Raw genomic sequence first — 20611 nt, 5'->3', positions numbered from 1 at the left:
TGTATCCAATATTATTACTGCAGATTTGGGGTAAGTAGCAGTAAAGCTATCTACTACTAAGCTCAACCTACGTCGTATGGTTCGCTCTGAACATTTATAAAGAGTGGATAGAGCAGAAATCGTTCGATTTGCCGTCAGATAGGCATTCCATAGAGAAATATTATTTATACGCAGACCACCTTGAAATTGTCTACTACAATCCTTGCAGGAATACATCTGAACAGAACGCCGATGCCCATTCTTTTTAACATTTGAGCTATTACAGAAGATACAGTTTTTTTATTCATAGGTTTTCAAATGCTGCAAAGGTAGTAAATAAAAGAATTCCGAGAGATTTCAGCCTACCAAATGTCCATTACGCCTTCTATGAGTATCTTTCTTTCGTAGAAAAGTTATATAATCTCAGGCTAAAAAGTAAAAAGGTAGACTATCTATTAGCCTACCTTTTTACTTTTATGGACGCTGAACTTCTAATTATAAAATGTCCAATACGTACGTTTATAATTAAAATATTATTTCTTAAAGAATTCTTTTACCGCCTCATTAGGAACCATCTGTTCATCGAAGATATAGGCACCAGTCTTGGGGCTCTTGACCATTTTGATAACTTTCGAATATGCACGCCCATCCGTAGAACCTTCGTGGAGGGTTGCGACTGCTTTCTTTGCCATTCTTATTGCAATTAAGAGGTTATTTTACTTAATTTCCTTGTGAAGCGTCATTTTCTTCAAGATAGGATTATACTTCTTTAATTCAAGACGCTCAGGAGTATTTTTACGATTTTTTGTTGTAACGTAGCGACTAGTTCCCGGCATTCCGCTATCTTTCATTTCTGTGCACTCTAATATAACCTGCACTCTATTGCCTTTAGCTTTTTTTGCCATGATAATTATTCTCCTATGACTTTAATATCTTTCCAATCGCAGAAGCCCTTAGAAACGGCTTGCTTCAATGCTGCGTCAAGACCAACTTTATTAATGAGACGAAGACCAGCTGCACTGATCTTGAGACTAATCCAGCAACCTTCTTCTACATAGTAAAATTTCTTGCTGAAAAGGTTAACGTCAAAGCTTCTCTTTGTGCGGTGCTTTGAGTGAGACACATTACAACCTAATTGTGCCTTCTTACCTGTAATCTGACAAATCTTAGACATTGCTATCTTTAATTTTTTGTTTTCGTTTATGATACTTATTCCAAACAGGCTGCAAAATTACAATTATTTTTGAATTATACAAAATAATGAAATGAAGAATGGCTGGAATTAAGTATTTTTTTTATTTTTCATCCTGCTTGTGAGAATATTTCTCTTTAAGGAAATCAATAAACAGGCGTAGGGCATGATTAGTAGCTACAGCAAGATTGATATCGCGGCCATAGTCCGCTTCAAGTTTCAAAGTGTGCACTTCGGAAGCATTACCACATGCAATCCAAATAGTTCCTACAGGAATTTCTGGAGTTCCGCCTGAAGGCCCTGCACAACCTGTGACAGCTATAGCATAGTCTGTATGGAGTGTAGAGCAAGCACCTGCAACCATCTGCTTGGCCACTGCTTCGCTGACAGCACTCTCTTGCTCTAATGTCTCATGACTCACATGAAGTAGATTCTCTTTTACTTCATTGGTATAGGACACTATACCTCCTTTGAAATAATCGCTTGCTCCAGGAACTGCAATAATTGCTGTGGCAATGCGCCCCCCTGTACAACTCTCAGCAGTTGACACTGTGCAGTTAATGTCGTAGAAATATTGCTGAATCTCTTTACTTAATATTTTAGTTTCTAATTCCATAACTATTGGATTTATTGAAATGTTACTTTTGAAAAAGCAGGTGCATTAAGCGCACTAAACTCTTGGTGTACAAATTTAAATTGGCCGACGATAGCTATCATTGCAGCATTATCTGTCGTATAGCTGAACTTTGGAATATAGATAGTCCAGCCATACTTCTGAGCATGTTCATGAAAAGCACTACGTAACCCATTATTAGCTGAAACTCCACCAGCCACAGCTACATGGGTAATGCCTGTCATTTTCACTGCTAAGCGTAGTTTCTTCATTAATATGTCTACGATAGTGTGCTCTAAACTGGCGGCCAAATCGTTTTTATGATGTGCAACAAAGTCAGGATCTTCATTCACCCAATCACGTAAATGGTAGAGAAACGAAGTCTTTAGCCCAGAGAAAGAATAGTCGAATCCTCCGACCTGTGGCTCTGCAAATTTATAAGCATGTGGATTGCCCTGTCGCGCTAATTTATCGATGATAGGTCCACCAGGATAACCTAAGCCCATAACTTTTGAGCATTTATCTATCGCTTCGCCCGCTGCATCGTCAATGGTTTGCCCCAGCACTTTGATGTCGTTGTAAGCATTTACTTGCACAATTTGTGAATTCCCGCCCGAAACGAGCAGGCAGATGAAGGGTAGGGGGGGCGCATTGGTGTCGTCGTCGCTCTCTTTAATGAAATGTGCCAAGACGTGGCCTTGCAGATGGTTCACGTCTAACAAGGGTATGTTGAGCGCGCGTGCAAAACCTTTGGCGAAATTCACTCCCACCAGCAGCGATCCCATGAGGCCTGGCCCACGCGTGTAAGCCACAGCGCTGAGTTTTCCTTTGGTGATGCCTGCCCGCCTGATGGCTTGATCGACCACAGGAACAATATTTTGCTGATGGGCACGCGAGGCCAATTCGGGCACTACACCACCATATGCACGATGCACATCTTGCGAAGCGGTGACATTGGAAAGAATGACACCATTTTTAAGCACAGCTGCAGAGGTGTCATCACACGAGCTCTCTATACCTAATATATATATATCCTTATCCATAGTCGTTAATACGAAAGCACTTCAACGCCAGTTTCGGTCATGAGGAATGTATGTTCCCATTGTGCGCTTGGTTTCTCATCTCCTGAAATTACTTCCCATCCATAAGGGTCGTCTGCATCAATAAAAACTTTCCAAGTACCCATGTTAATCATAGGCTCGATGGTGAACACCATTCCTGGCACAAGTAGCATACCTGTACCTTTATGACCATAATGCAAAATTTCGGGTTCTTCGTGCATGGCCAATCCCACGCCGTGGCCGCAAAGGTCGCGCACCACACCATAATGATATTTCTCGGCATGTTTTTGAATGGCATGTCCAATGTCGCCCACAAAGCAATAGGGTTTGGCAGCCTCGGATCCAATTTCCAAGCACTCTTTAGCCACGCGCACTAACTGTTCCTTCTCGGGCGTGGTCTTTCCGCCAACGATAAACATGCGCGAAGCATCGCCAAAATAATTGTTCACGCTCAAGGTCATGTCGACATTCACGATGTCGCCCTCGCGCAAGATGTCCTCTTTCTTGGGAATGCCGTGGCAAACCACCTCGTTGATGCTCGTGCACACGCTTTTCGGAAATCCTTCATAATTCAGACAGGCCGGAACAGCCTGATTATCCTTGCAATATTGCATGCAGACGTCATCGATATCTTGGGTCGAGATGCCAGGACGGATGATAGCTGCCACAGCATCCAGACAGCCCGTGTTCACTTTGCTGGCAATGCGAATGCCGGCAATCTGCTCGGGCGTTTTAATCATATCGCGCGTGGGCACCAACTTCCCCTTATTTCCCCAATACATCACCTGCTTATCGAGCTCTGTAATGGGCTGCCCCGGAAGGCAGTGCCATCTTTTTTTCTTGAAATTCATATCCTGCTTTTTAAACTCATGCAAAAATACAACATATATCCGAGAAGGACATCATTTGTCACCAATATTTTCGGTTCCTTACATCCATATGAGATTTATCAACCATCACCAATATTAGTATTAAACAAAATTACATCTAATTTTCTCATATTCTATCATAATCTCTCTAGATATTGTAGCTTTCTCCCATAGTTGTTTTTTTATAAAAGAGACTCTTTAGAAGCCTTAACTGAACCTTATGATATAAAAAAGGTCCAAAGATTTGTGTATATCATTAAGAAATACTAAATTTGCAAGCGTTTTAGAAAATGACTATCGGTTCCGTAGCTCAGTTGGATTAGAGCAACAGCCTTCTAAGCTGTGGGTCTTGGGTTCGAATCCCAACGGAATCACAAACCATGTAAAAAGAGGATTTTGGAAACAAAATCCTCTTTTGCGTTTAGAATGAGCCACTTGTGTCCTAATTAGCACATTTAGAGGAGTTTATGCTTAATGTTAAACCCCGTGGCTAATGGGAAGTAATGGGAGCAAAAAGGAGCTCTCGGGAATAAAATGTGTTACCAATTTGTGTTACCAGAATACAGAATGTGTTACCACTTTCCACAATCTTCTCCATCCACACTAAAATGTTGTTAATATGGCAAAACAGGAAGTTGTGGTCATCTATGATCGGAAAAAGGTTGCTGCAAAACGTGGCAAAGGGAAAGTCGAAGTACGAGTCTATATCAGCAGGACTGAGAGGAAATATATTTCTCTTGGTGATGTAGCCCCTGATGAACTGGAAAATTTTGTAAGTTCTTCCAAGGTACTTGCTATCAAGAAAAGATGTGAGCAGATACTGGCTGCAATGAGTGTTCTTGACGATAAATTATCCGTTGAGAAGTTTGACTCCTATTATTACGAAACAGAAGACAATCCATTTGCCAAAAGTAAAGGCTCGGTAAATTTCTTGCTGTATATGGAACAATCCATTAAGCAAGAAAACATACGTGAGGGTACACGCAAACACAAGATTTGCACATTGGAAGCTATCAGGCGTTTTGGTCAGATAAAAACCACAAAGGACTTAACGCGGGAAAATTTGGTAGCCTTTGACCAATGGCTTAGAGATGGCACCCGCTCTGATGTTTCAATCAATAACTATCACAAGAATTTTCGTATCTATACAAAGAGGCTTGCTACAGAAAATGTTATAGACGTTGATCCTTACGACTTGGCTAAATTTAAGCGAGGCAAATGTAAAGAACGTGAGCCGCTTTCTGAAACAGAATTGAAAAAACTCCGAACAATAAAACTGGAGGGGAAACTGGATAAGGTCAGAGATTTGTTTGTGTTCGCCGCCTATACTGGTTTGGCATATTGTGATGTTCAATCATTTAGCTTTGATACGATGACGGAACTGCAGGGAACATTGTATTATATTGATGGAAGCAGATTAAAGACTGGCTCTAAATTCTTCACTCCCATTCTCAAACCGGCAATGGAGGTGCTCAAAAAGTATGATTTCAAGTTGCCGAGAATATCCAATCAAAAGGCAAACGACTACCTGCATCTCATCCAGGCAGCCATGAAACTCAACAAGAACCTGACCTTCCACATTGCCCGGCACTCGTTTGCGACGCTGGCTCTTGCCCACGACGTGCCCATAGAGAACGTCGCACGCATGTTGGGGCATCAGAACATCCGGACCACGCAGATTTATGCGAAGGTGCTGAAATCGACCATCGAGCGACATGCGGTAAACCTCCAGAAGGCAATCAGATGAATGATGAATAAATCTCACACCCACATAGAGCCATACCTCCCCTTCGAGGCATGGCTTTATGTTTTGCGTTCTATCAGATAATTCACCAGGTAAGCGATGCCGCCAAAGAGCATCCACAAAACATACAGAAAGCCTTGAATCACCCAACCTATCAGCTGGAAGATGGCTCTGAACAGGATATATACGAAGAGAAATACTTGCATCTTAAAACATTATTAGCTATACCAAAGATACGAAAAATATCCGAGAAAAGCAAATAATAGAGCATCTAAGCATTGACAATCAGCAAGTATTTTATGACTACATTTTCTCGTAATATCACTATCTCACGGCTTCATTTCTTCGTCTTTTCTCGAAGAAACGGACTCGTAACTTCGGTTTTTCCTTATATCGCTAAATCGGGTTTTCATTATCCCGATTTCACGATAACATTTTTCTTGAATCAGTTATCGAAGAACACCACAGTCCATCATTTCTTGCTAACTTTATGTCAGACAAGCAGGTGGCGAGACTACATTTCCCTTACGGAGTTTGGGTAGCAAGTTGTACTTTTGTGCGGACAAAAGTAACTTGCCAACTCTGTCAAGTTGGGGATTATTCTTCGCAACTCAGAATATAAACAGAAGAATATGGAACGGAAAACGAAAAGACTCTGGATAAGGATTTCTGCACAGGATGCCGAGCTGATTAAACAGAAGGCTACTAACTACAAAACGGTAAGTAGCATGATTTGGGATGCTATCAAGCAGTTTGACGATGTTGGCACAAAACGTAAAATCGCCACGCTCAACGAAATGATGACCTTCTATAAGAAGTATCACCAGGACTTGGCATGGATGGGCGGTAACTTCAATCAGGTGGTCAAGCGAGCCAACGAACTGGCGATAGCCAATGAGCTGACACTTCCCTATTTTGAGAAAGTGCTTTATCCTCAAATCATGGAGCTACAAAAGCTCTTAACAGCGATAAGACAGGAACAGCATCAGATAGCCAAACGATTAACACGATAAAGCGAAAAGCCGTAATCGGTAAATACCGATTTATCAATCACATCTTTTCACGAACACACAAGAAAACGATGATAGCAACCATATTACCCTCCAGCACGACATTCCATGCCGTTGAGTACAACGAGCGAAAAGTTGCCAAAGGCCAGGCTGTGCTTCTTGTAATGAAGAACTTCGGTTATGTGGGAGCCGCTGATAGCTATACTCCCGAACAGCTGCAACAATACCTGATTGACTATTCGGCAAAAAACGAGCATATCCGCAAGGCGCAGTTCCATGTTGCCATCTCCTGCCGAGGACATGAATATTCCCAGGAGCAGCTTCTGGATATTGCCCACCAGTATCTTCATGAAATGGGCTATGATGATGAAGGGCAACCGCTTCTTATCTATGCGCACAATGACACCGACAATAATCACCTGCACATCATCACCAGTCGGGTGAATCCCAACGGGCAGAAGATAGACCATAACCATGAGCGCATCCGATCGCAGGAGGTTATCAACAAGATCGTCGGCGAAGATGAGGAGTTGCGTGCAGACTTGTTATTGAAGGAAGCCCTTGGTTACAAGTTCAACTCCCTCACCCAATTCAAAACCATCTTGGAGGCATCGGGCTATGAGTGTTTCGAGCGTGAAGGCAATCTCGAAATTGCACGTGGTGGGCGGGTACGAAATAAAATCGGAATGCAAGATTTGACATCAAGATTCGTCCTCATTGATGAAAAAGAGACCTACAAACGCCGTAGACAGCTGGGAGCCATTATGAAGAAGTATCGCAACATGGTTTCCTGTCGAAGTGAGTTGGCAGACATCCTGCAAAAGAAGTTTGGCGTGTCGCTCATCTTCTTTGGCTCAAAGGACAAGCCATACGGTTACATGATAGTGGATCATCATAAACAGGCAGTGTATAAAGGTGGCACAGTACTCTCCATCAAGCAGCTACAACACTTCATGAGTGAGGAAGAACGTATTAACAAGGTGGAACTCTATGTGGATGCCATGCTGGAGGATAATCCCCGAATGATTGCCTACGAACTTAACAGAATGTTGTGGCGACAATACGGCACTCGCATTGCCAAGGGTCGTTTCAAACTACTTGGTGGCGGGGAGATTGCCCTGAGCGATAACGTGCAAAAGATATTGAAGTTCAACTTCATGCTGCGCCGTGTCCAGGCATTTTTCCCTACCAACGAGACCGAGCGTGACATTCTCTGCCATATCTGGAAGATTGAGAATCCCCACCTTATTTATATAGAGCCACACAGCAAGCCCAATAATGGCTTTGCTGTAGAAAAGCTGAACAATCTGGCAGCATCAACTGAGAAGCAATACTTGAGGGCAGCATTAAAAGAAAATCATCTCGCCATTTTCAGACAAGGTGACCAATATTATTGTGTCGATTTCACACACAGGTGCATCTTCAATTTAGCTTCTGAGGGTATCGCCTTCAAGTCCTTGCTCCCAACTCTGCAAGAACTCCAACCTATGCCGGCCCAAAGTTCCCGCCATTCTAATAATATTCTGGGTAACGTCCTTTCGCATCAGACATCGGTTTCCGACCGTAATGCCGAATGGGAAGTGGGCAGCAATGGTGGCTATGAGGTGGACGGCGAGTGGAAACTGAAGAGATAAGATACAAAAAGAGCCAACAAAGATGATTTGCTAAACCCGATTACGGTGCTACTCTTTCATCTTTGCGGCTCAATATAGTCATTTATTCAAACGCAATGATAGGTACAGTGTGCACACCAGCTTTACTCTCATAGCTATATGTACCTATCTGCATTGCAGACTTTCCTTTAGGAATAGTAACGATCTGCCCGTCATAGAACTGTTCATTTTCTTCAGCAACAAGAAATACAACAGGCCCTGTAAAGGCGCTGATATAATCCTTTACCTCACTTGTTGCAAGTGCTCCATCTTCAAAGCTCTGAAATACTTCAAACTTGTTTGCAACCGTAAACTTTGTCTTTTGTTTAGCCATTCTTATCCCAGACTGCTCAGGTGTACTCTGCATTTTGGAGTAAATAAAGAGACCTCCAAATGTAAGAATACATCCAACAAGAACACCTAATAAAAATAATACCTTAATTCCGCAACACTATTATAAATTAAACTTTTTAAGTACCTGAGCAACAAAAAGTTGCTCAGGATTTTGCCATGTCAGAATTTTCACTTATCTTAGTATTGCAAAAAAAAACAAGAGAATCCGACGATAGACATGGCAAAGATACAAATTAAATCTGAGAGAGACTCACTCCTTTTGGGGGATTATTTTCAATCATGGAGCAATTTGACTCCACACATTATCATCTGTAATCGACTCAACCCTCGGTCTAAGGTGTAGATCGTTCGGTTATCAGTACAGCGAAATCATCCGTTCTCTCATGAGTATCTACTTCTGTGGCGGTTCATGTACCCAAGGATGTCACTACTCATTTGATGAACCACCTCTCGCTCCATCCGACACTTCGCACTTGTAGCTCTGATACTATCCTCAGAGCGATAAAGGAGTTGACGCAAGAAAACATTTCATACACATCAGATATGGGCAAGACCTATGATTTCAATACGGCTGACACTCTCAATACTTTATTGCTCAATTGTATATTTGCATCTGGCCAACTGAAAGAGGGTGAGATGTATGATGTTGATTTCGACCATCAGTTCATAGAGACAGAGAAGTATGATGCAAAGCCTACATACAAGAAGTTCCTTGGTTATTGCCCTGGTGTGGCGGTTATTGGCGATTTGATAGTCGGTATAGAGAATAGTGATGGTAACACAAATGTTCGTTTCCATCAGAAGGACACGCTGAAGAGGATCTTTGAGAGATTTGAACAGAATGGGCTCACTATCAATCGCTTCAGAGCTGATTGTGGATCATGTTCCGAGGAAATCGTGAAGGAAATAGAAAAACACTGCAAGTCCTTCTATATCCGTGCTAACCGCTGCAGTTTGCTCTACAATGACATCTTTGCTCTCAGAGGTTGGAAAATTGAGGAAATCAATGGCGTTGAGTTCGAATTGAACTCTATCCTTGTTGAGAAGTGGAAAGGTAAGGCATATCGACTTGTGATTCAAAGACAGAAACGGATGGATGGTGTGCAGGATTTTTGGGAAGGAGAATATACATACCGTTGTATCCTGACTAACGACTATGATTCTTCCGTAAGAGAAATTGTCGAGTTCTATAACCTTCGTGGAGGAAAGGAACGTATCTTCGATGATATGAACAATGGCTTCGGGTGGGACAGATTGCCCAAATCCTTCATGGCAGAGAACACAGTGTTCCTTCTTCTTACAGCACTTATCCGTAACTTTTACAAGGCAACGAATCAAAGCCGATAAAATCAATATTATAACGGAGAAAATCCTGGTATTTTTTATCCTTCAAATAAGGAGTAACCAACATGTCTTCAATACATTTCTGACTTGCACAGTGAAAGTAAATCGCACATGATACAATTCTGAAATGTCTATAATCCTTAATCTTCATTTTGAGAAGATCCTTTACGTGCAAATCATACAGGTTGTTTTTGTATTTAAGAACCTGATCTATGGGGGACTTGGTAACGGCATTATTGGGAGTATAGACCCATTTCTTCTTGTCATTCAAACTAAAGTTGGAAAGATTCCAATCCTTTACTTCTATAATCATAACGCCATAGTCCTTATGCATAATATGGACATCGGGACGGTCTCCATTGAGGTATGGATTGAAGAATACCTCAAAAGAGTCGTCCAATGTATTGTTCAAAAAGTTCAGCAATGTTAGTTCTCCTGTTGTTGGCTGAACCTTAAACTGCATTATTTTTTCGAGTGAAGGATAGAATATTGCCATATCGCTCTGTCTGTATGCTGCATGAAGCAAGCGTTACATGCAAAATTACTTTGTAAAAGTTGATATATTCCAATCTAATGCATTCATTTCTTTATCGTCATGTTCCGACAAATAAGAATCATACCAAAGAATTATATTGCATAATTCCATTGTCAATCCTCGAAGCAGGTAAGGAGCATTCCCGATACTATCGAGGAACTTTTCAGTGTGACGGCTATTTGCTTTCTGCTCATCTGTGACATTCTTGTTTTCAGCATGTTCGTATGCCGCAGAAATCTCTATCAGTCTCTGGAAACTGTCTTTTAGCACGTTAGGCAATATGTTTTTACTTGTGATTGACACCTTCTCCCCTTGCTTTATTTCTTTTCCTGAAAGGATAAGACTACACCAGGTGTTATTGATACCGCCTCGTTTGTCAGTGAGTAAATCGTGCATTACGTACCTTCCATCTTTAGATTTGTTTGGGAGAATACCATGCTCTGCCATGGATTGGAAAACCAACTCAAGACATTTGCGTATTTTCGTCATATTGTCATTATATTCTTTCCCAGAGTAGTTGCAGGCATGGATTGGAAGCAATAATTCTTCCATATAAACCTCAACATCAGTATCCAATTGGGTATTACGAATGGCCTTGAATACATCTGGATAATATACCAGACGAATCTGCATTTCAGGAGAGACCTTGGCATGATAAGGTATTCTATGGAATAGCATATCTCGATCTGTAGCCTTGCTATAGTATTTCTTACTCTTCCAGTCACCATCCCATTCTTCTCTGCTATCAATAATCAAATCATTTAATTCTTCTTCGCTACCTCCAGAAAGAACATACCAAGGCAGTATTCGATGGCGTTGAGCACAAATTGTGTCGATTGCATGAATTGCCTGAGTTAAGAAAACAGCAGCATTATCATGACTATCTCGTTTATATTTGCACTTCGCATCCAGCACGATGGCGGACCAACGTTTGAATTCTGTTATAAGAGCCTTTTCTGCATCTTCCCAACAACTGAAAGGAACCAGTTGGATTCCATACTGAGCTGCTTCCAATGGGTAAGTTTGGGTGATTTGAGGATCATCTTCAACCCATAACACCTGTATAAATTTTCCGTTCATATCGATTTATTTTTGGGAGTCAGATGGAAAACCATCTGACCCGTGTTAAACATTTAGTATAGACTCGCAAGAGGCATTGTCAGTACATAAGTGACAGTAAACTTCTTCTCGGGAGAAGAAATGATGCGAACATCACCTCCAAACTTATGCATGATTTCTGCTATCTCGCCTCCGCCGATACCACTATGGCCATTCTGATTCAAAGCCGTTGAGTACCCATACTCCAACAACAAATCAGAATCGATATCAACCGGAAGTGGGGAACCATTGTTGGAAACCTTAATAAGCATATTAAGGCCATCTGTATTCCAACTTGTTCGAATGACAAAGTCATCCCTTTCTTTGTCCTTGAACCCATGTTCTCGTGCGTTGGCAACAATATTGTCTAAGACCTGTTGCAAAGCCTTACGAGGGAACCAAGCGGTATTCATTGACTCGCCCTTATGGAAGAGTAGTTTGCCGGTCTTCTTGTCGTGTATATCCTTAGAGAAGATGTTGGTCTCAAATGGTTCCCATAGATGCACAAACTTAAACCCAGGCTGTTTGTGAGTGTTCTCGTATGCCTCAATAAAGCCTTGAGGTTCTATGGGCTCACAGTCGCCCCAATCATTGCTATCGGTTAAGTGTTCCACGCGATAACTGATTGTTTCCAGCTCAGAGTGAAGAATACCCATTGCTTCTCCAACTGTCATTGGACTTATTGGGGATATCTGGTAGCTTGCCTTGATGTGATCATTGTGATCCCTCATGCAATACTCTAATGAGCGAAACAGACTATCAAAGGCCGAAATATTCTGTATCAAAGCATGTTTGCGGAGTCTGATAGCATGCTTAAAGCCCTGTTCCTGCTTTTTAGCATTGAGTTCCTGCAAGGCGTAGTCTTCTAAGATTACACTTTGTACAAACTGCTGCTGCTCTTGCAATGGCTGGAACTCAATGCGGATATAATTTATCCATTTTTTTGCCAGTCTTGCATTGATTCCCTTTCCGCAGACGAGTGCTACAATCTGGCTTTTTACAGATTCACGTAGCATATTAGCTGCAAGGTAACGCACATGCACTCCGCTAGAAGGAGTCAGGACATACAAGTTCTTAGGAACCAGGAAGTCTGCATCTTCTTCAGTGTAACCAACAGCGATATCCTGCTCAGATACAGCCATTATAACAGCAGGACCATGCACCCGGTAGTATCGTCTTAACCGTTCTTGCTTTACCACAGGCAACTCTGCAACCTTGAATTCTCCTTTTGTGAATACCGCAGAAAGGTGATTTACTGTTACGACCTTTTCTTTAGGATTGCACTCATCTGAGAGCACAAACTCATCCACAATATTAGCCACGTCTTCTATTGAAGAACCTTCTTGAGGAAAATGCAGATAGAAGGATGGAAGCAACATGTTTTCATCTAACATGTCATATCCATGGCGCTGCACGATTGGACAATTTTCCCGTTCAGGCATACCTGCCATTCGCACTTCCTTTACAAAGGTATCTACATCGACCACTCCTGAGCCGTCTTTTTTATGCAAGCCTCTGGCATCACACATTACGAATGAGTCCTGAGAGTTCTTGACAATATGAAGCAAGATATTACCCGATGGTAACATAATCGCCTCCTGAAGGAGTCTCTCTTTCTTGAGAGTTGTACGCATAACAGCAGAGACATCGTCCAAAATTGCATTTTTGGATAAACAGAGAAGAATCTCGCCACCTTCTTTAACGATGCGAGTGCATGAGTTAAAGAATCTATCAAAGTCAGCGTTCTCCGCAAAACTCCTCAATTCTGTATGTATGTCGACTAAAGCGACGTCATACGTACCATCAGCAATGTCATCATCATGCCATGACTCGCCGTCAGCAACATGGTATTGGTATTTAAGAATGGTATGCCCATGTGCAAGAGCCCGTATGGCGGCATCTTCATAGTCACCGCAAACCGTGAGTTCACATTTCTCAAGACCAATAAATTCTCGTCCGCCATCAGAGTGGGCTATGAATACTTTCTCCGGCTTGTTATTCAGCAGGTAAGGAACTAAGCAACTCCACTCTCGGGGGGCGTCAAAACCATCCATACCGAAAGAGTATACAGTACTAGAGTTGTTAAACGCATAATCCACAAACTCTGCGAAGTTCTCGACGAGATATTGCTCTTCTGATTCTTCGAGAAGACCTTTGACATAGTATGAAGTCTCTACAGAATACTTCTTCACAACATCAGCATCTGCATTTTCACCAGCACGGAGCAGATAGATGTGACCAAGCAATTGCTCGATAAAGTCAAGTCGGGCAAAATCGTCAGGGATATAGAAATCCGTAAAGGAACTCTGAGTTTTCTTTGCAGCCTCTGTGCTAGAAGCAAGGTTCTTGTACTTGGCTACGATAGCCTCTACCTGAAAGTACTTTTCTGTACGCATGTTTCTTCGTTTTTTGTTTGACTTTAATTTTCTGCTGCAAAGTTAGAGGTCAACTATGACCTATATGTTCGTAGATTTTATTGAATTATAAATAGTCTTCATTTTATGGATTCTTTCCGCTACTTTCTCCCTAATATTATTAGGTAATAATACTATTAGGTTCTCGCCAAAAGAACATAACTCTCTGATGAGTTCATAATTCTCTTTACATTGAATTGAGAAAAAACAGCCACCAGCAAGTGATGGATATAGTTCACGATATTCGTTTTCAGCTTTACCTTTGTAGTGTCTCTGAGAATCATGTAAAGGCTTGCTGGCTACAAAATCCTTCGATATATCACTTACCCAAAACAAAATTGTTTCTACAGAAATCTCATCATAGTTTGTAACTCCTATTATGTCATCAAAAAACTCATTGATATCACCTTCGTACTCTATATAGTTGTGAGACAATAGAGGGATAACCTTGTCTATTCTATCCAAACTAAAATTTAACAACTTGCTACCTGTTTCTGTCTGGCCTATTACGTACCAACGTCGGTTGTACTCTTTCAGCAAATAAGGGCACAAGTTCACGGACAATAGTTCATTGGTGCTTTCAAACTTATGGTATTGTAGTTCTATTACTTGCTTTTGTGAAATACTCGTAAAAAGTTCACCTATAAGGTTCGATTTTTCCAAAGGATTTTTCGTAAACGAGATAATCTTCCGATCACTGTTTCTCACGCCTAATCCAAGTCGTAATCCTTCGAGGGCATCAAGGTTAGGTAGCCCGTCAAATTGTCCAAGCAAAGATAATGCCTCACGAAGAAGATATTCTTCGTCGTCAGATAGGTCTTTCTTGAAAATTGAGAAGCCGGGAGTCTTGTATCTCAGACATTGCTTTGTATAAGATTTCTGCTTTTCTCTGTTGTAACCAGGAGCTGAGTATCGTTCTATTTCCACAAGGAATGGTCCTTCATACTCCAAATATTTTATATCCTTCTCAATGGTTCTGCGCACGACTCCATTAGTATCAGGATACATGTCAGACAATCGCTTGCTAACTTCTTCTGTTAAGTCATCAAGTGAATAGTTATGATACCGGCTGCTTAATAGTTCATCCAATATCTTATATCGTGTCATTGCATTCTTATTTGCTGGCATGGATGTTGTCTTTAAGATTTACGATGCAAAGTTATAAACTAAAAACGAACTCTTTGTTCGTATTATTGTGTTTTATAGCATCTTTTATCCTTAATTCCGCAGCATAAATTCTTGTGAGACCTCCAAGTGCCTGGGAAACAAAGTTCTCAAAACACTTGGATATGTCAGAAATCTCACCTATCTTGGTGCTGCAAACATAACAAGTAAGCAAAAATCTGACATGGCAAATGTAGCAATTAAAAACGAGAATATCACTTCTTTCGGTGGAATTTATCATGTTATGGACGTTTTCTCAAAGTTGGGCTTTGAAAAACTTACCGAATCTGTATTGGGCAAACGCGGAAGCAGCGGCAAAGCATTCTGTTATGGAAGTATTTTTGGCTCTCTCTTCTTCAGCTACCTTTGTGGAGGGGATTTCCTTGAGGACATCAATGCGCTTACAGGGCAGTTCAGGCAGAGACCTGGTACGCTGGTACCCGGTGCCGACACCGTGGGGCGAGGACTGAAGGAGCTTGTCGAAGAGAACATTATCTACAAGAGCGAGACATCAGGCAAGTCTTATAGTTTCAACACTGCAGAGAAGCTGAACACCTTACTTTTACGGATGATACGGAGAATGGGGCTTATAAAGGTGGGCAGTCATGTTGACTTAGACTTTGACCATCAGTTTATTCCAGCCCACAAGTTCGATGCAAAGTATTCTTACAAGCAGGATTTTGGCTATTTCCCTGGTTGGGTTTCCATTGGGGGAATCATAGTCGGAGGTGAGAATCGTGACGGAAACACCAATGTGAGATTCCATCAAGAAGACACGCTCCGTCGCATTATGGACCGTGTAACCTCAGAACTTGGTGTGGTAATAGAGCGTTTCCGTGCTGACTGCGGGTCATTCTCAAAGGAAATCATCCAAACCGTAGAGTCGCGCTGCAACACGTTCTATATACGTGCAGCCAGCTGCGGCAGTCGATGCGAGGACTTCCTCCAGCTGAAAGAATGGAAGAGCGTTGAAGTTGGCTATGAGAAATGCGATGTCACATCCATCAGTATGGACAACTTCATCGAAGGAAAGTCATACAGGCTTGTCGTACAGCGTAGTCCTTTGAAAGACAAGGAGGGCCGGGAGCAGACGGATATGTTCGGAGTAATATACACATACCGCTGTATCCTCACCAACAACCGGACATCTACCGAGAAAGACATCATTACATTTTATAATGAGCGTGGAGCAAGCGAAAAGAACTTTGACATACAGAACAATGACTTCGGATGGTCACATCTGCCCTTTTCCTTTATGGCTGAGAACATGGTTTTCATGATGGTTACCGCTATGCTGAAGAACTTCTATCTCTATCTCGTCGGTCATATCAGCGAGAAGGTCAAGCCATTGAAAAAGACAAGCAGGCTGAAAGCCTTTATCCTGCATTTTGTCAGCGTACCAGCAAAATGGGTGCGCACTGGAAGGCTGAACGTTCTGAACCTATATACAAATAAAACCTACTACTCTGAGGTCTTCATTGAATAAACAGTATTTCTTTGTGGTCATCAAACTTCCCCATTGGTTTGGGTGGGAGATTTTATGCTTAGAAAAGACCCAAGAAACACCGAAGCACCTCATATCAACATATAGAGCTCCAAAAAGACATCTCAACATATAGAATTTTCTCACAAGAAAAAATACTGCGGAATTAAGGAAATACAGCATAGGCAAGAATGTATTCTTGCCACATTGTAAAATCGAATAGACCTTATAGCCGAAGATTGCAGCAAGGAATTATCGTTTACTTATTTTGAGCAAGTAATATCCTGCTAAACCACCAATAATGGAAGCTGCGAAGATTCCGACCTTAGCTTGAACATGGCTTACAGGTTCGTCGAAGGCGAGTGAGGTGACAAACATCGACATGGTAAAACCAATCGAAGCAAGGAATCCCAAGCCGAAGATGCGGTGCCATGTCATTTTTTTTGAACGTTTGCCAAGCCCCAACTTGCTGAGTAACCAAACTGCCAAGACGATGCCAAGGGGCTTGCCCAATAGCAGTCCGAACATCACACCAAGAGCAACATGATTGGAGAACAGGCTCTGCAGATCCATATCGATAAAGGCTACACCTGCATTGGCGAGTGCAAAGATGGGCATGATGACAAAAGAAACAAATGGATGCATGCCATGTTCGAGGCGCTGAAGAGGTGGTACGGCATTGAAGGCTTCAGCTTTCACCTGGGAAATAATCTCCACTTGTTCTTCTTCTAATGTCCTTACATCATTGCTTTCTGCATTTTCAAACCGATGAAGCTGTCGGCGCAGACGCGCAATAAATGTCGATTCTGGTATCTGTGAATCAGCGGGGATTACAAATGCGGCAAGAACAGCTGCTATTGTAGCATGAACGCCTGACATGAGGAAGGCTACCCATACACCGCACACGCCAAGGATACCATAGAAAAAGGCATATTTGATGCCCATCTTGTTGCCAATGAACATGATACCAAGAAAAGTCAGACCCACGAGGATACTGGGGATGGAGATATTAGATGTGTAGAACAGGGCGATAACAATAACCGATCCAAGGTCATCGACAATGGCAAGCGTGGTGAGAAACACTTTAGCTGATAGCGGCACCTTATCACCAAGTAAATAAACAATGGCGAGAGCAAAGGCAATGTCTGTTGCCATGGGTATTCCCCAACCATGAGCAACAGATGTTCCGATATTAAAACTAAGATAGATAGCAGCAGGGAAAAGCATTCCCAAGATAGCAGCTCCCACAGGGAGTACCACCTTCTTTATTTCGCGTAACTCTCCTCCTATGAACTCTCGTTTCAACTCCAATCCCACGACGAAGAAGAATAGAGACATCAGCCCATCGTTAATCCAATGTTCCAAAGAGAAGTTGAAATAAGGTCTTCCGTCGAAAACAAACCCCAAGTGATGTTCAAAGAATTCAAAGTATTGCTCGCGCCAAGGCGAGTTGGCAAGCAACAGGGCTATGATAACGGCAATACCAAGAACTATTCCGCTCGACTTTTCCTGCCGCATGAACATCAAGGCAGGCATAACCAACTTCTTATTAATTTTCTGCTTATATATTTCTTTCATCTTTTCTTTTTTTATGTTAGCGAGTAGTAATGAGTCGCAGACTATCCGACTCAGTACGCGACTTGAGCCATCTGCTCAACCATTCACGGTCAGCAGTTGAGAAATTTGTCTTGCTTCCTACGATAGCCACAACGTAACGTTTCGTGGCAGAGGTGTCTGTCGGTACCTCCATTACCTTTGACAGACTGATGGAGGTAACGTTAGGATACAGGCTCCTTAATTCTTTGCCCTTGGTAGAGAGCGCGATAATGCCGGCAGCACCACACAAATGGCTATCAGCACATCATAGAGAGTTGGTGAAGTACGCGACAATAATTCCGACTGCGCTTCCTTCAGTGGGGTGATAAGGAAATAGAGTGTGGCAGTGATAACAGCTATAACGACCATGATAAGGTAGTTTCTGAAAGAGCGCTTTAGAAACTGAAGGTCGTTAATACCAATAGAGAGACCCATGCCGGTAATAGGTCCCATGAGTGGAGAGATAAGCATGGCACCGATAATCACCGCAGTAGAATTGACGTTGAGCCCCAACGATGCTATCAAGATGGCAAAGATAAGTATCCAAAGGTTGGAGCCTTTGAATGATATGCCGTCGGTTATTTGGCTAATGGTATCGCGCTCCTCATTTTTATCTGGAAGGGAGTTAAAGTGTTGCCTGATAACTCCCCACAAACTGTTATTTTGCCCTTCCATATTTTTTTGTTTTTGCAGTGTAATGTGACATTATTCAGAGTATAATTCTAACCTCCATACTAAAACTTTCATTCCTTAATTCCGCAGCATAAATTCTTGTGAGAACTCCAAGTGTCTGAGAAACAAAGTTCTCAAAACACTTCGATACGTCAGAAATTCCACCTATCTTGGTGCTGCAAACAAAAAATAGACAAAATCTGACATGGCAAAGGTAGCAATTAAAAACGAGAATATCACTTCTTTCGGTGGAATTTATCACATTATGGACATTTTCAAAGTTGGGCTTTGAAAGACAAAGATGACAAGCAACAGACAGATATCTTCGGAGTAATATACACATATCGCTGTATCCTCACCAATAACTGGATGTCTACCGAGAAAGACACCATTACATTTTATAATGAGCGTGGAGCAAGCGAAAAGAACTTCGACATACAGAACAATGACTTCGGATGGTCAGATGATCGCATCTGCCCTTTACCTTTATGGCTGAGAACATGGTTCTCATGATGGTTACCGTCATGCTGAAGAACTTCTATCTCTATCTCGTCCGTCATATCAGCGAAAAGGTCAAGCCATTGAAAAAGACAAGCAGGCTGAAAGCCTTTATCCTGCATTTTGTCAGCGTGCCAGCAAAATGGGTGAGAACGGGAAGGCAGAACGTTCTGAACCTATATACAAATAAAACCTACTACGCTGAAGTCTTCATGGAATAAACAGTATTTCTTTGTGGTTTTTCATACTTCCCCATTGGTTTGGGTGGGGGATTTCATGATTATGCAAGAACCAAGAACCCCAGAAAATCCCCATATCAATGGATAAATCCCAAAAATGTCACTTCAATATATAAAAGTACCTCACAAGGAAAAATACTGCGGAATTGAGGTAATAATCCTTTTTTCATACTTCTTTAATATTTCAATGGGATTAACTATAATCGTAAAAGTTTCGATGTGTCTTCCTTTTTTGAACAGGACTCGTTCCTACCATTCCACTTTCAAATCCTTAAACATAACGGATTCTTTATTCTCTCCATTGAGGACATCAAAGCGCAGCAGTTTGATTTCCTTCACCTTATCTATATCCACATCATTGAAGATGATACGACCGTTGGTTGGGGCATCTTTGAAAACCCTGACCATCACATCATTGCCTACGGTAAGATTCTCTGTCTTTTGCCGTTCTCCATATAAATCTACATAAGATGCTTCATACCCAGCAATAACCATATCCACCATATCGCTTGTAGTGGACATTTGGAAAATGGCCGTGATAGACTTTTCAGCCTTATTCCCCTTTAGTGAGATAAGCTTATAGGTTACACCATTGTCGCCTTGTGCCGTAGTGATGCCCTTGCCAAAGTCCATCGCCTTACGCAGATCGATATTCAGCTGCTCTACCTCACTCACACGCCTGGAAAGTCCGTTCAACTGTTGCTGCTGTGCCTCTATTTTCTGTTTTAACTCTATGACTTGACTTTCAAGGGGTTGCTGCGCCATTGCAGAAGCCGACAGCATCATACTAAATACAGCAACTAATAGTTTCTTCATAGACGGTATAGTTATGATGATTGTTTTATTTTCAACAACAAAGATACTCAATTCTTCGTACATTCTCTTTTGGCGACTCAAAAAACTATCAGATTCATAATCTTTTCTGACAAATCGGTCCATCGACCGTTAATCTATCTTAAACCTTAATTTTTATCTGCTTTTTGTACAATCCCCACATATCATATTCTCTAATCATACGTCTTATTACATTTACACAAAGGCACATTAACCATCTATCAATGAGGCTCTTCACGGCAACAAAGCCACTTGCAAGT

19 protein-coding genes, 1 tRNA gene and 4 pseudogenes are annotated in these 20611 nt (G+C 41.8%); 7 read left to right on the top strand and 17 right to left on the bottom strand.

Annotated elements, in window-relative coordinates; translation table 11 throughout:
* The 7 genes and pseudogenes from X919_RS17300 to map all read right to left on the bottom strand — a co-directional run.
* Nucleotides 1–216: pseudogene (locus tag X919_RS17300) on the bottom strand (transposase); the annotation flags it as partial.
* A 296-nt stretch (nucleotides 217–512) separates the two neighbouring features.
* Nucleotides 513–671 carry a DUF4295 domain-containing protein gene (locus tag X919_RS16215; protein ID WP_081759461.1) on the bottom strand — a complete coding sequence of 53 codons (159 nt, stop codon included), beginning with the start codon at nucleotides 669–671 and terminating at the stop codon, nucleotides 513–515.
* Nucleotides 672–695: 24 nt separating this feature from the next.
* The gene (rpmG, locus tag X919_RS0110505; RefSeq protein WP_028900067.1) at nucleotides 696–884 is read right to left on the bottom strand and encodes a 50S ribosomal protein L33; all 189 of its coding nucleotides are present in this window, start codon (nucleotides 882–884) and stop codon (nucleotides 696–698) included.
* Nucleotides 885–889: 5 nt separating this feature from the next.
* Nucleotides 890–1153: a 50S ribosomal protein L28 gene (gene rpmB / locus X919_RS0110500; protein WP_028900066.1), complete on the bottom strand. Its 264-nt coding sequence runs from the start codon at nucleotides 1151–1153 to the stop codon at nucleotides 890–892.
* Between the two features lie 121 nt (nucleotides 1154–1274).
* Nucleotides 1275–1787: a CinA family protein gene (locus X919_RS0110495; protein WP_028900065.1), complete on the bottom strand. Its 513-nt coding sequence runs from the start codon at nucleotides 1785–1787 to the stop codon at nucleotides 1275–1277.
* Between the two features lie 11 nt (nucleotides 1788–1798).
* Nucleotides 1799–2827 carry a tRNA (adenosine(37)-N6)-threonylcarbamoyltransferase complex transferase subunit TsaD gene (tsaD, locus tag X919_RS0110490; protein ID WP_028900064.1) on the bottom strand — a complete coding sequence of 343 codons (1029 nt, stop codon included), beginning with the start codon at nucleotides 2825–2827 and terminating at the stop codon, nucleotides 1799–1801.
* Nucleotides 2828–2832: 5 nt separating this feature from the next.
* Nucleotides 2833–3696, bottom strand: coding sequence for a type I methionyl aminopeptidase (gene map / locus X919_RS0110485; RefSeq protein WP_028900063.1), 864 nt, complete (start codon nucleotides 3694–3696; stop codon nucleotides 2833–2835).
* A 317-nt stretch (nucleotides 3697–4013) separates the two neighbouring features.
* On the opposite strand from map, the gene X919_RS0110480 reads away from it, so the two are divergent.
* Nucleotides 4014–4088, top strand: a tRNA-Arg gene (locus X919_RS0110480).
* Nucleotides 4089–4333: 245 nt separating this feature from the next.
* Nucleotides 4334–5461, top strand: coding sequence for a site-specific integrase (locus X919_RS0110475; protein ID WP_025791068.1), 1128 nt, complete (start codon nucleotides 4334–4336; stop codon nucleotides 5459–5461).
* Nucleotides 5462–5517: 56 nt separating this feature from the next.
* Here X919_RS0110475 and X919_RS16910 read toward each other — a convergent pair whose 3' ends face one another.
* The gene (locus X919_RS16910) at nucleotides 5518–5664 is read right to left on the bottom strand and encodes a hypothetical protein (protein WP_172642732.1); all 147 of its coding nucleotides are present in this window, start codon (nucleotides 5662–5664) and stop codon (nucleotides 5518–5520) included.
* Between the two features lie 426 nt (nucleotides 5665–6090).
* On the opposite strand from X919_RS16910, the gene X919_RS0110465 reads away from it, so the two are divergent.
* Nucleotides 6091–6471, top strand: a complete 381-nt coding sequence (locus tag X919_RS0110465; RefSeq protein ID WP_013264229.1) for a hypothetical protein — start codon at nucleotides 6091–6093, stop codon at nucleotides 6469–6471.
* A 68-nt stretch (nucleotides 6472–6539) separates the two neighbouring features.
* Nucleotides 6540–8102, top strand: coding sequence for a relaxase/mobilization nuclease domain-containing protein (locus X919_RS0110460; protein ID WP_028900062.1), 1563 nt, complete (start codon nucleotides 6540–6542; stop codon nucleotides 8100–8102).
* Nucleotides 8103–8184: 82 nt separating this feature from the next.
* On the opposite strand, the gene X919_RS15260 is transcribed toward X919_RS0110460, so the two are convergent.
* A complete protein-coding gene (locus tag X919_RS15260; RefSeq protein ID WP_226893157.1) occupies nucleotides 8185–8454 on the bottom strand; it encodes a hypothetical protein in 270 nt (89 codons plus the stop codon).
* A gap of 237 nt (nucleotides 8455–8691) precedes the next feature.
* Here X919_RS15260 and X919_RS15255 point away from each other — a divergent pair.
* A pseudogene (locus X919_RS15255) lies at nucleotides 8692–9800 on the top strand (IS1380 family transposase); the annotation flags it as partial.
* Here the strand turns inward: X919_RS15255 and X919_RS16210 are convergent.
* The 4 genes from X919_RS16210 to X919_RS0110430 all read right to left on the bottom strand — a co-directional run bounded on the left by X919_RS16210 (nucleotide 9781) and on the right by X919_RS0110430 (nucleotide 14972).
* On the bottom strand, nucleotides 9781–10281 hold the full coding sequence (locus X919_RS16210) for a nuclease-related domain-containing protein (protein WP_226893188.1): 501 nt from the start codon (nucleotides 10279–10281) through the stop codon (nucleotides 9781–9783). The pseudogene X919_RS15255 and the gene X919_RS16210 overlap by 20 nt on opposite strands.
* 78 nt (nucleotides 10282–10359) lie before the next feature.
* Nucleotides 10360–11433, bottom strand: coding sequence for a hypothetical protein (locus X919_RS0110440; RefSeq protein ID WP_028900060.1), 1074 nt, complete (start codon nucleotides 11431–11433; stop codon nucleotides 10360–10362).
* Between the two features lie 53 nt (nucleotides 11434–11486).
* Nucleotides 11487–13847, bottom strand: a complete 2361-nt coding sequence (locus tag X919_RS0110435) for an ATP-binding protein (protein WP_013264875.1) — start codon at nucleotides 13845–13847, stop codon at nucleotides 11487–11489.
* A 60-nt stretch (nucleotides 13848–13907) separates the two neighbouring features.
* Nucleotides 13908–14972 carry a helix-turn-helix transcriptional regulator gene (locus X919_RS0110430; RefSeq protein WP_253270129.1) on the bottom strand — a complete coding sequence of 355 codons (1065 nt, stop codon included), beginning with the start codon at nucleotides 14970–14972 and terminating at the stop codon, nucleotides 13908–13910.
* A gap of 241 nt (nucleotides 14973–15213) precedes the next feature.
* On the opposite strand from X919_RS0110430, the gene X919_RS0110425 reads away from it, so the two are divergent.
* Nucleotides 15214–16515: an IS1380 family transposase gene (locus X919_RS0110425; RefSeq protein ID WP_028900059.1), complete on the top strand. Its 1302-nt coding sequence runs from the start codon at nucleotides 15214–15216 to the stop codon at nucleotides 16513–16515.
* 249 nt (nucleotides 16516–16764) lie between these two features.
* Here the strand turns inward: X919_RS0110425 and nhaA are convergent, their stop codons facing one another.
* The 3 genes and pseudogenes from nhaA to X919_RS0110415 form a co-directional block, all read right to left on the bottom strand.
* Nucleotides 16765–18090, bottom strand: coding sequence for a Na+/H+ antiporter NhaA (gene nhaA, locus X919_RS0110420; protein WP_013264769.1), 1326 nt, complete (start codon nucleotides 18088–18090; stop codon nucleotides 16765–16767).
* 16 nt (nucleotides 18091–18106) lie between these two features.
* Nucleotides 18107–18262: a hypothetical protein gene (locus tag X919_RS17295; protein ID WP_226893193.1), complete on the bottom strand. Its 156-nt coding sequence runs from the start codon at nucleotides 18260–18262 to the stop codon at nucleotides 18107–18109.
* Between the two features lie 51 nt (nucleotides 18263–18313).
* Nucleotides 18314–18783: pseudogene (locus X919_RS0110415) on the bottom strand (DUF389 domain-containing protein); the annotation flags it as partial.
* Nucleotides 18784–19068: 285 nt separating this feature from the next.
* Between X919_RS0110415 and X919_RS17420 the strand changes: the two are divergent.
* Nucleotides 19069–19499, top strand: a pseudogene (locus X919_RS17420) (IS1380 family transposase); the annotation flags it as partial.
* Nucleotides 19500–19766: 267 nt separating this feature from the next.
* Here X919_RS17420 and X919_RS0110405 read toward each other — a convergent pair.
* Complete coding sequence (locus X919_RS0110405) at nucleotides 19767–20333, bottom strand: hypothetical protein (RefSeq protein WP_028900057.1); 567 nt, start codon at nucleotides 20331–20333, stop codon at nucleotides 19767–19769.
* Nucleotides 20334–20611 lie beyond the last annotated feature (278 nt).

The sequence above is a fragment of the Prevotella sp. HJM029 genome, from assembly GCF_000599605.1.
In the GTDB taxonomy this organism is placed as follows: Bacteria; Bacteroidota; Bacteroidia; order Bacteroidales; family Bacteroidaceae; genus Prevotella.
This window is presented reverse-complemented; position numbering and strand designations above follow the sequence as displayed.

What these genes read in the sequence shown, in the direction of transcription:
- X919_RS16215 (WP_081759461.1), bottom strand. Translation starts at nt 671, where the DNA reads ATGGCAAAGAAAGCAGTCGCAACCCTCCACGAAGGTTCTACGGATGGG.
- rpmG (WP_028900067.1), bottom strand. Translation starts at nt 884, where the DNA reads ATGGCAAAAAAAGCTAAAGGCAATAGAGTGCAGGTTATATTAGAGTGC.
- rpmB (WP_028900066.1), bottom strand. Translation starts at nt 1,153, where the DNA reads ATGTCTAAGATTTGTCAGATTACAGGTAAGAAGGCACAATTAGGTTGT.
- X919_RS0110495 (WP_028900065.1), bottom strand. Translation starts at nt 1,787, where the DNA reads ATGGAATTAGAAACTAAAATATTAAGTAAAGAGATTCAGCAATATTTC.
- tsaD (WP_028900064.1), bottom strand. Translation starts at nt 2,827, where the DNA reads ATGGATAAGGATATATATATATTAGGTATAGAGAGCTCGTGTGATGAC.
- map (WP_028900063.1), bottom strand. Translation starts at nt 3,696, where the DNA reads ATGAATTTCAAGAAAAAAAGATGGCACTGCCTTCCGGGGCAGCCCATT.
- X919_RS0110475 (WP_025791068.1), top strand. Translation starts at nt 4,334, where the DNA reads ATGGCAAAACAGGAAGTTGTGGTCATCTATGATCGGAAAAAGGTTGCT.
- X919_RS16910 (WP_172642732.1), bottom strand. Translation starts at nt 5,664, where the DNA reads ATGCAAGTATTTCTCTTCGTATATATCCTGTTCAGAGCCATCTTCCAG.
- X919_RS0110465 (WP_013264229.1), top strand. Translation starts at nt 6,091, where the DNA reads ATGGAACGGAAAACGAAAAGACTCTGGATAAGGATTTCTGCACAGGAT.
- X919_RS0110460 (WP_028900062.1), top strand. Translation starts at nt 6,540, where the DNA reads ATGATAGCAACCATATTACCCTCCAGCACGACATTCCATGCCGTTGAG.
- X919_RS15260 (WP_226893157.1), bottom strand. Translation starts at nt 8,454, where the DNA reads ATGGCTAAACAAAAGACAAAGTTTACGGTTGCAAACAAGTTTGAAGTA.
- X919_RS16210 (WP_226893188.1), bottom strand. Translation starts at nt 10,281, where the DNA reads ATGCAGTTTAAGGTTCAGCCAACAACAGGAGAACTAACATTGCTGAAC.
- X919_RS0110440 (WP_028900060.1), bottom strand. Translation starts at nt 11,433, where the DNA reads ATGAACGGAAAATTTATACAGGTGTTATGGGTTGAAGATGATCCTCAA.
- X919_RS0110435 (WP_013264875.1), bottom strand. Translation starts at nt 13,847, where the DNA reads ATGCGTACAGAAAAGTACTTTCAGGTAGAGGCTATCGTAGCCAAGTAC.
- X919_RS0110430 (WP_253270129.1), bottom strand. Translation starts at nt 14,972, where the DNA reads ATGACACGATATAAGATATTGGATGAACTATTAAGCAGCCGGTATCAT.
- X919_RS0110425 (WP_028900059.1), top strand. Translation starts at nt 15,214, where the DNA reads ATGGCAAATGTAGCAATTAAAAACGAGAATATCACTTCTTTCGGTGGA.
- nhaA (WP_013264769.1), bottom strand. Translation starts at nt 18,090, where the DNA reads ATGAAAGAAATATATAAGCAGAAAATTAATAAGAAGTTGGTTATGCCT.
- X919_RS17295 (WP_226893193.1), bottom strand. Translation starts at nt 18,262, where the DNA reads ATGGAGGTACCGACAGACACCTCTGCCACGAAACGTTACGTTGTGGCT.
- X919_RS0110405 (WP_028900057.1), bottom strand. Translation starts at nt 20,333, where the DNA reads ATGAAGAAACTATTAGTTGCTGTATTTAGTATGATGCTGTCGGCTTCT.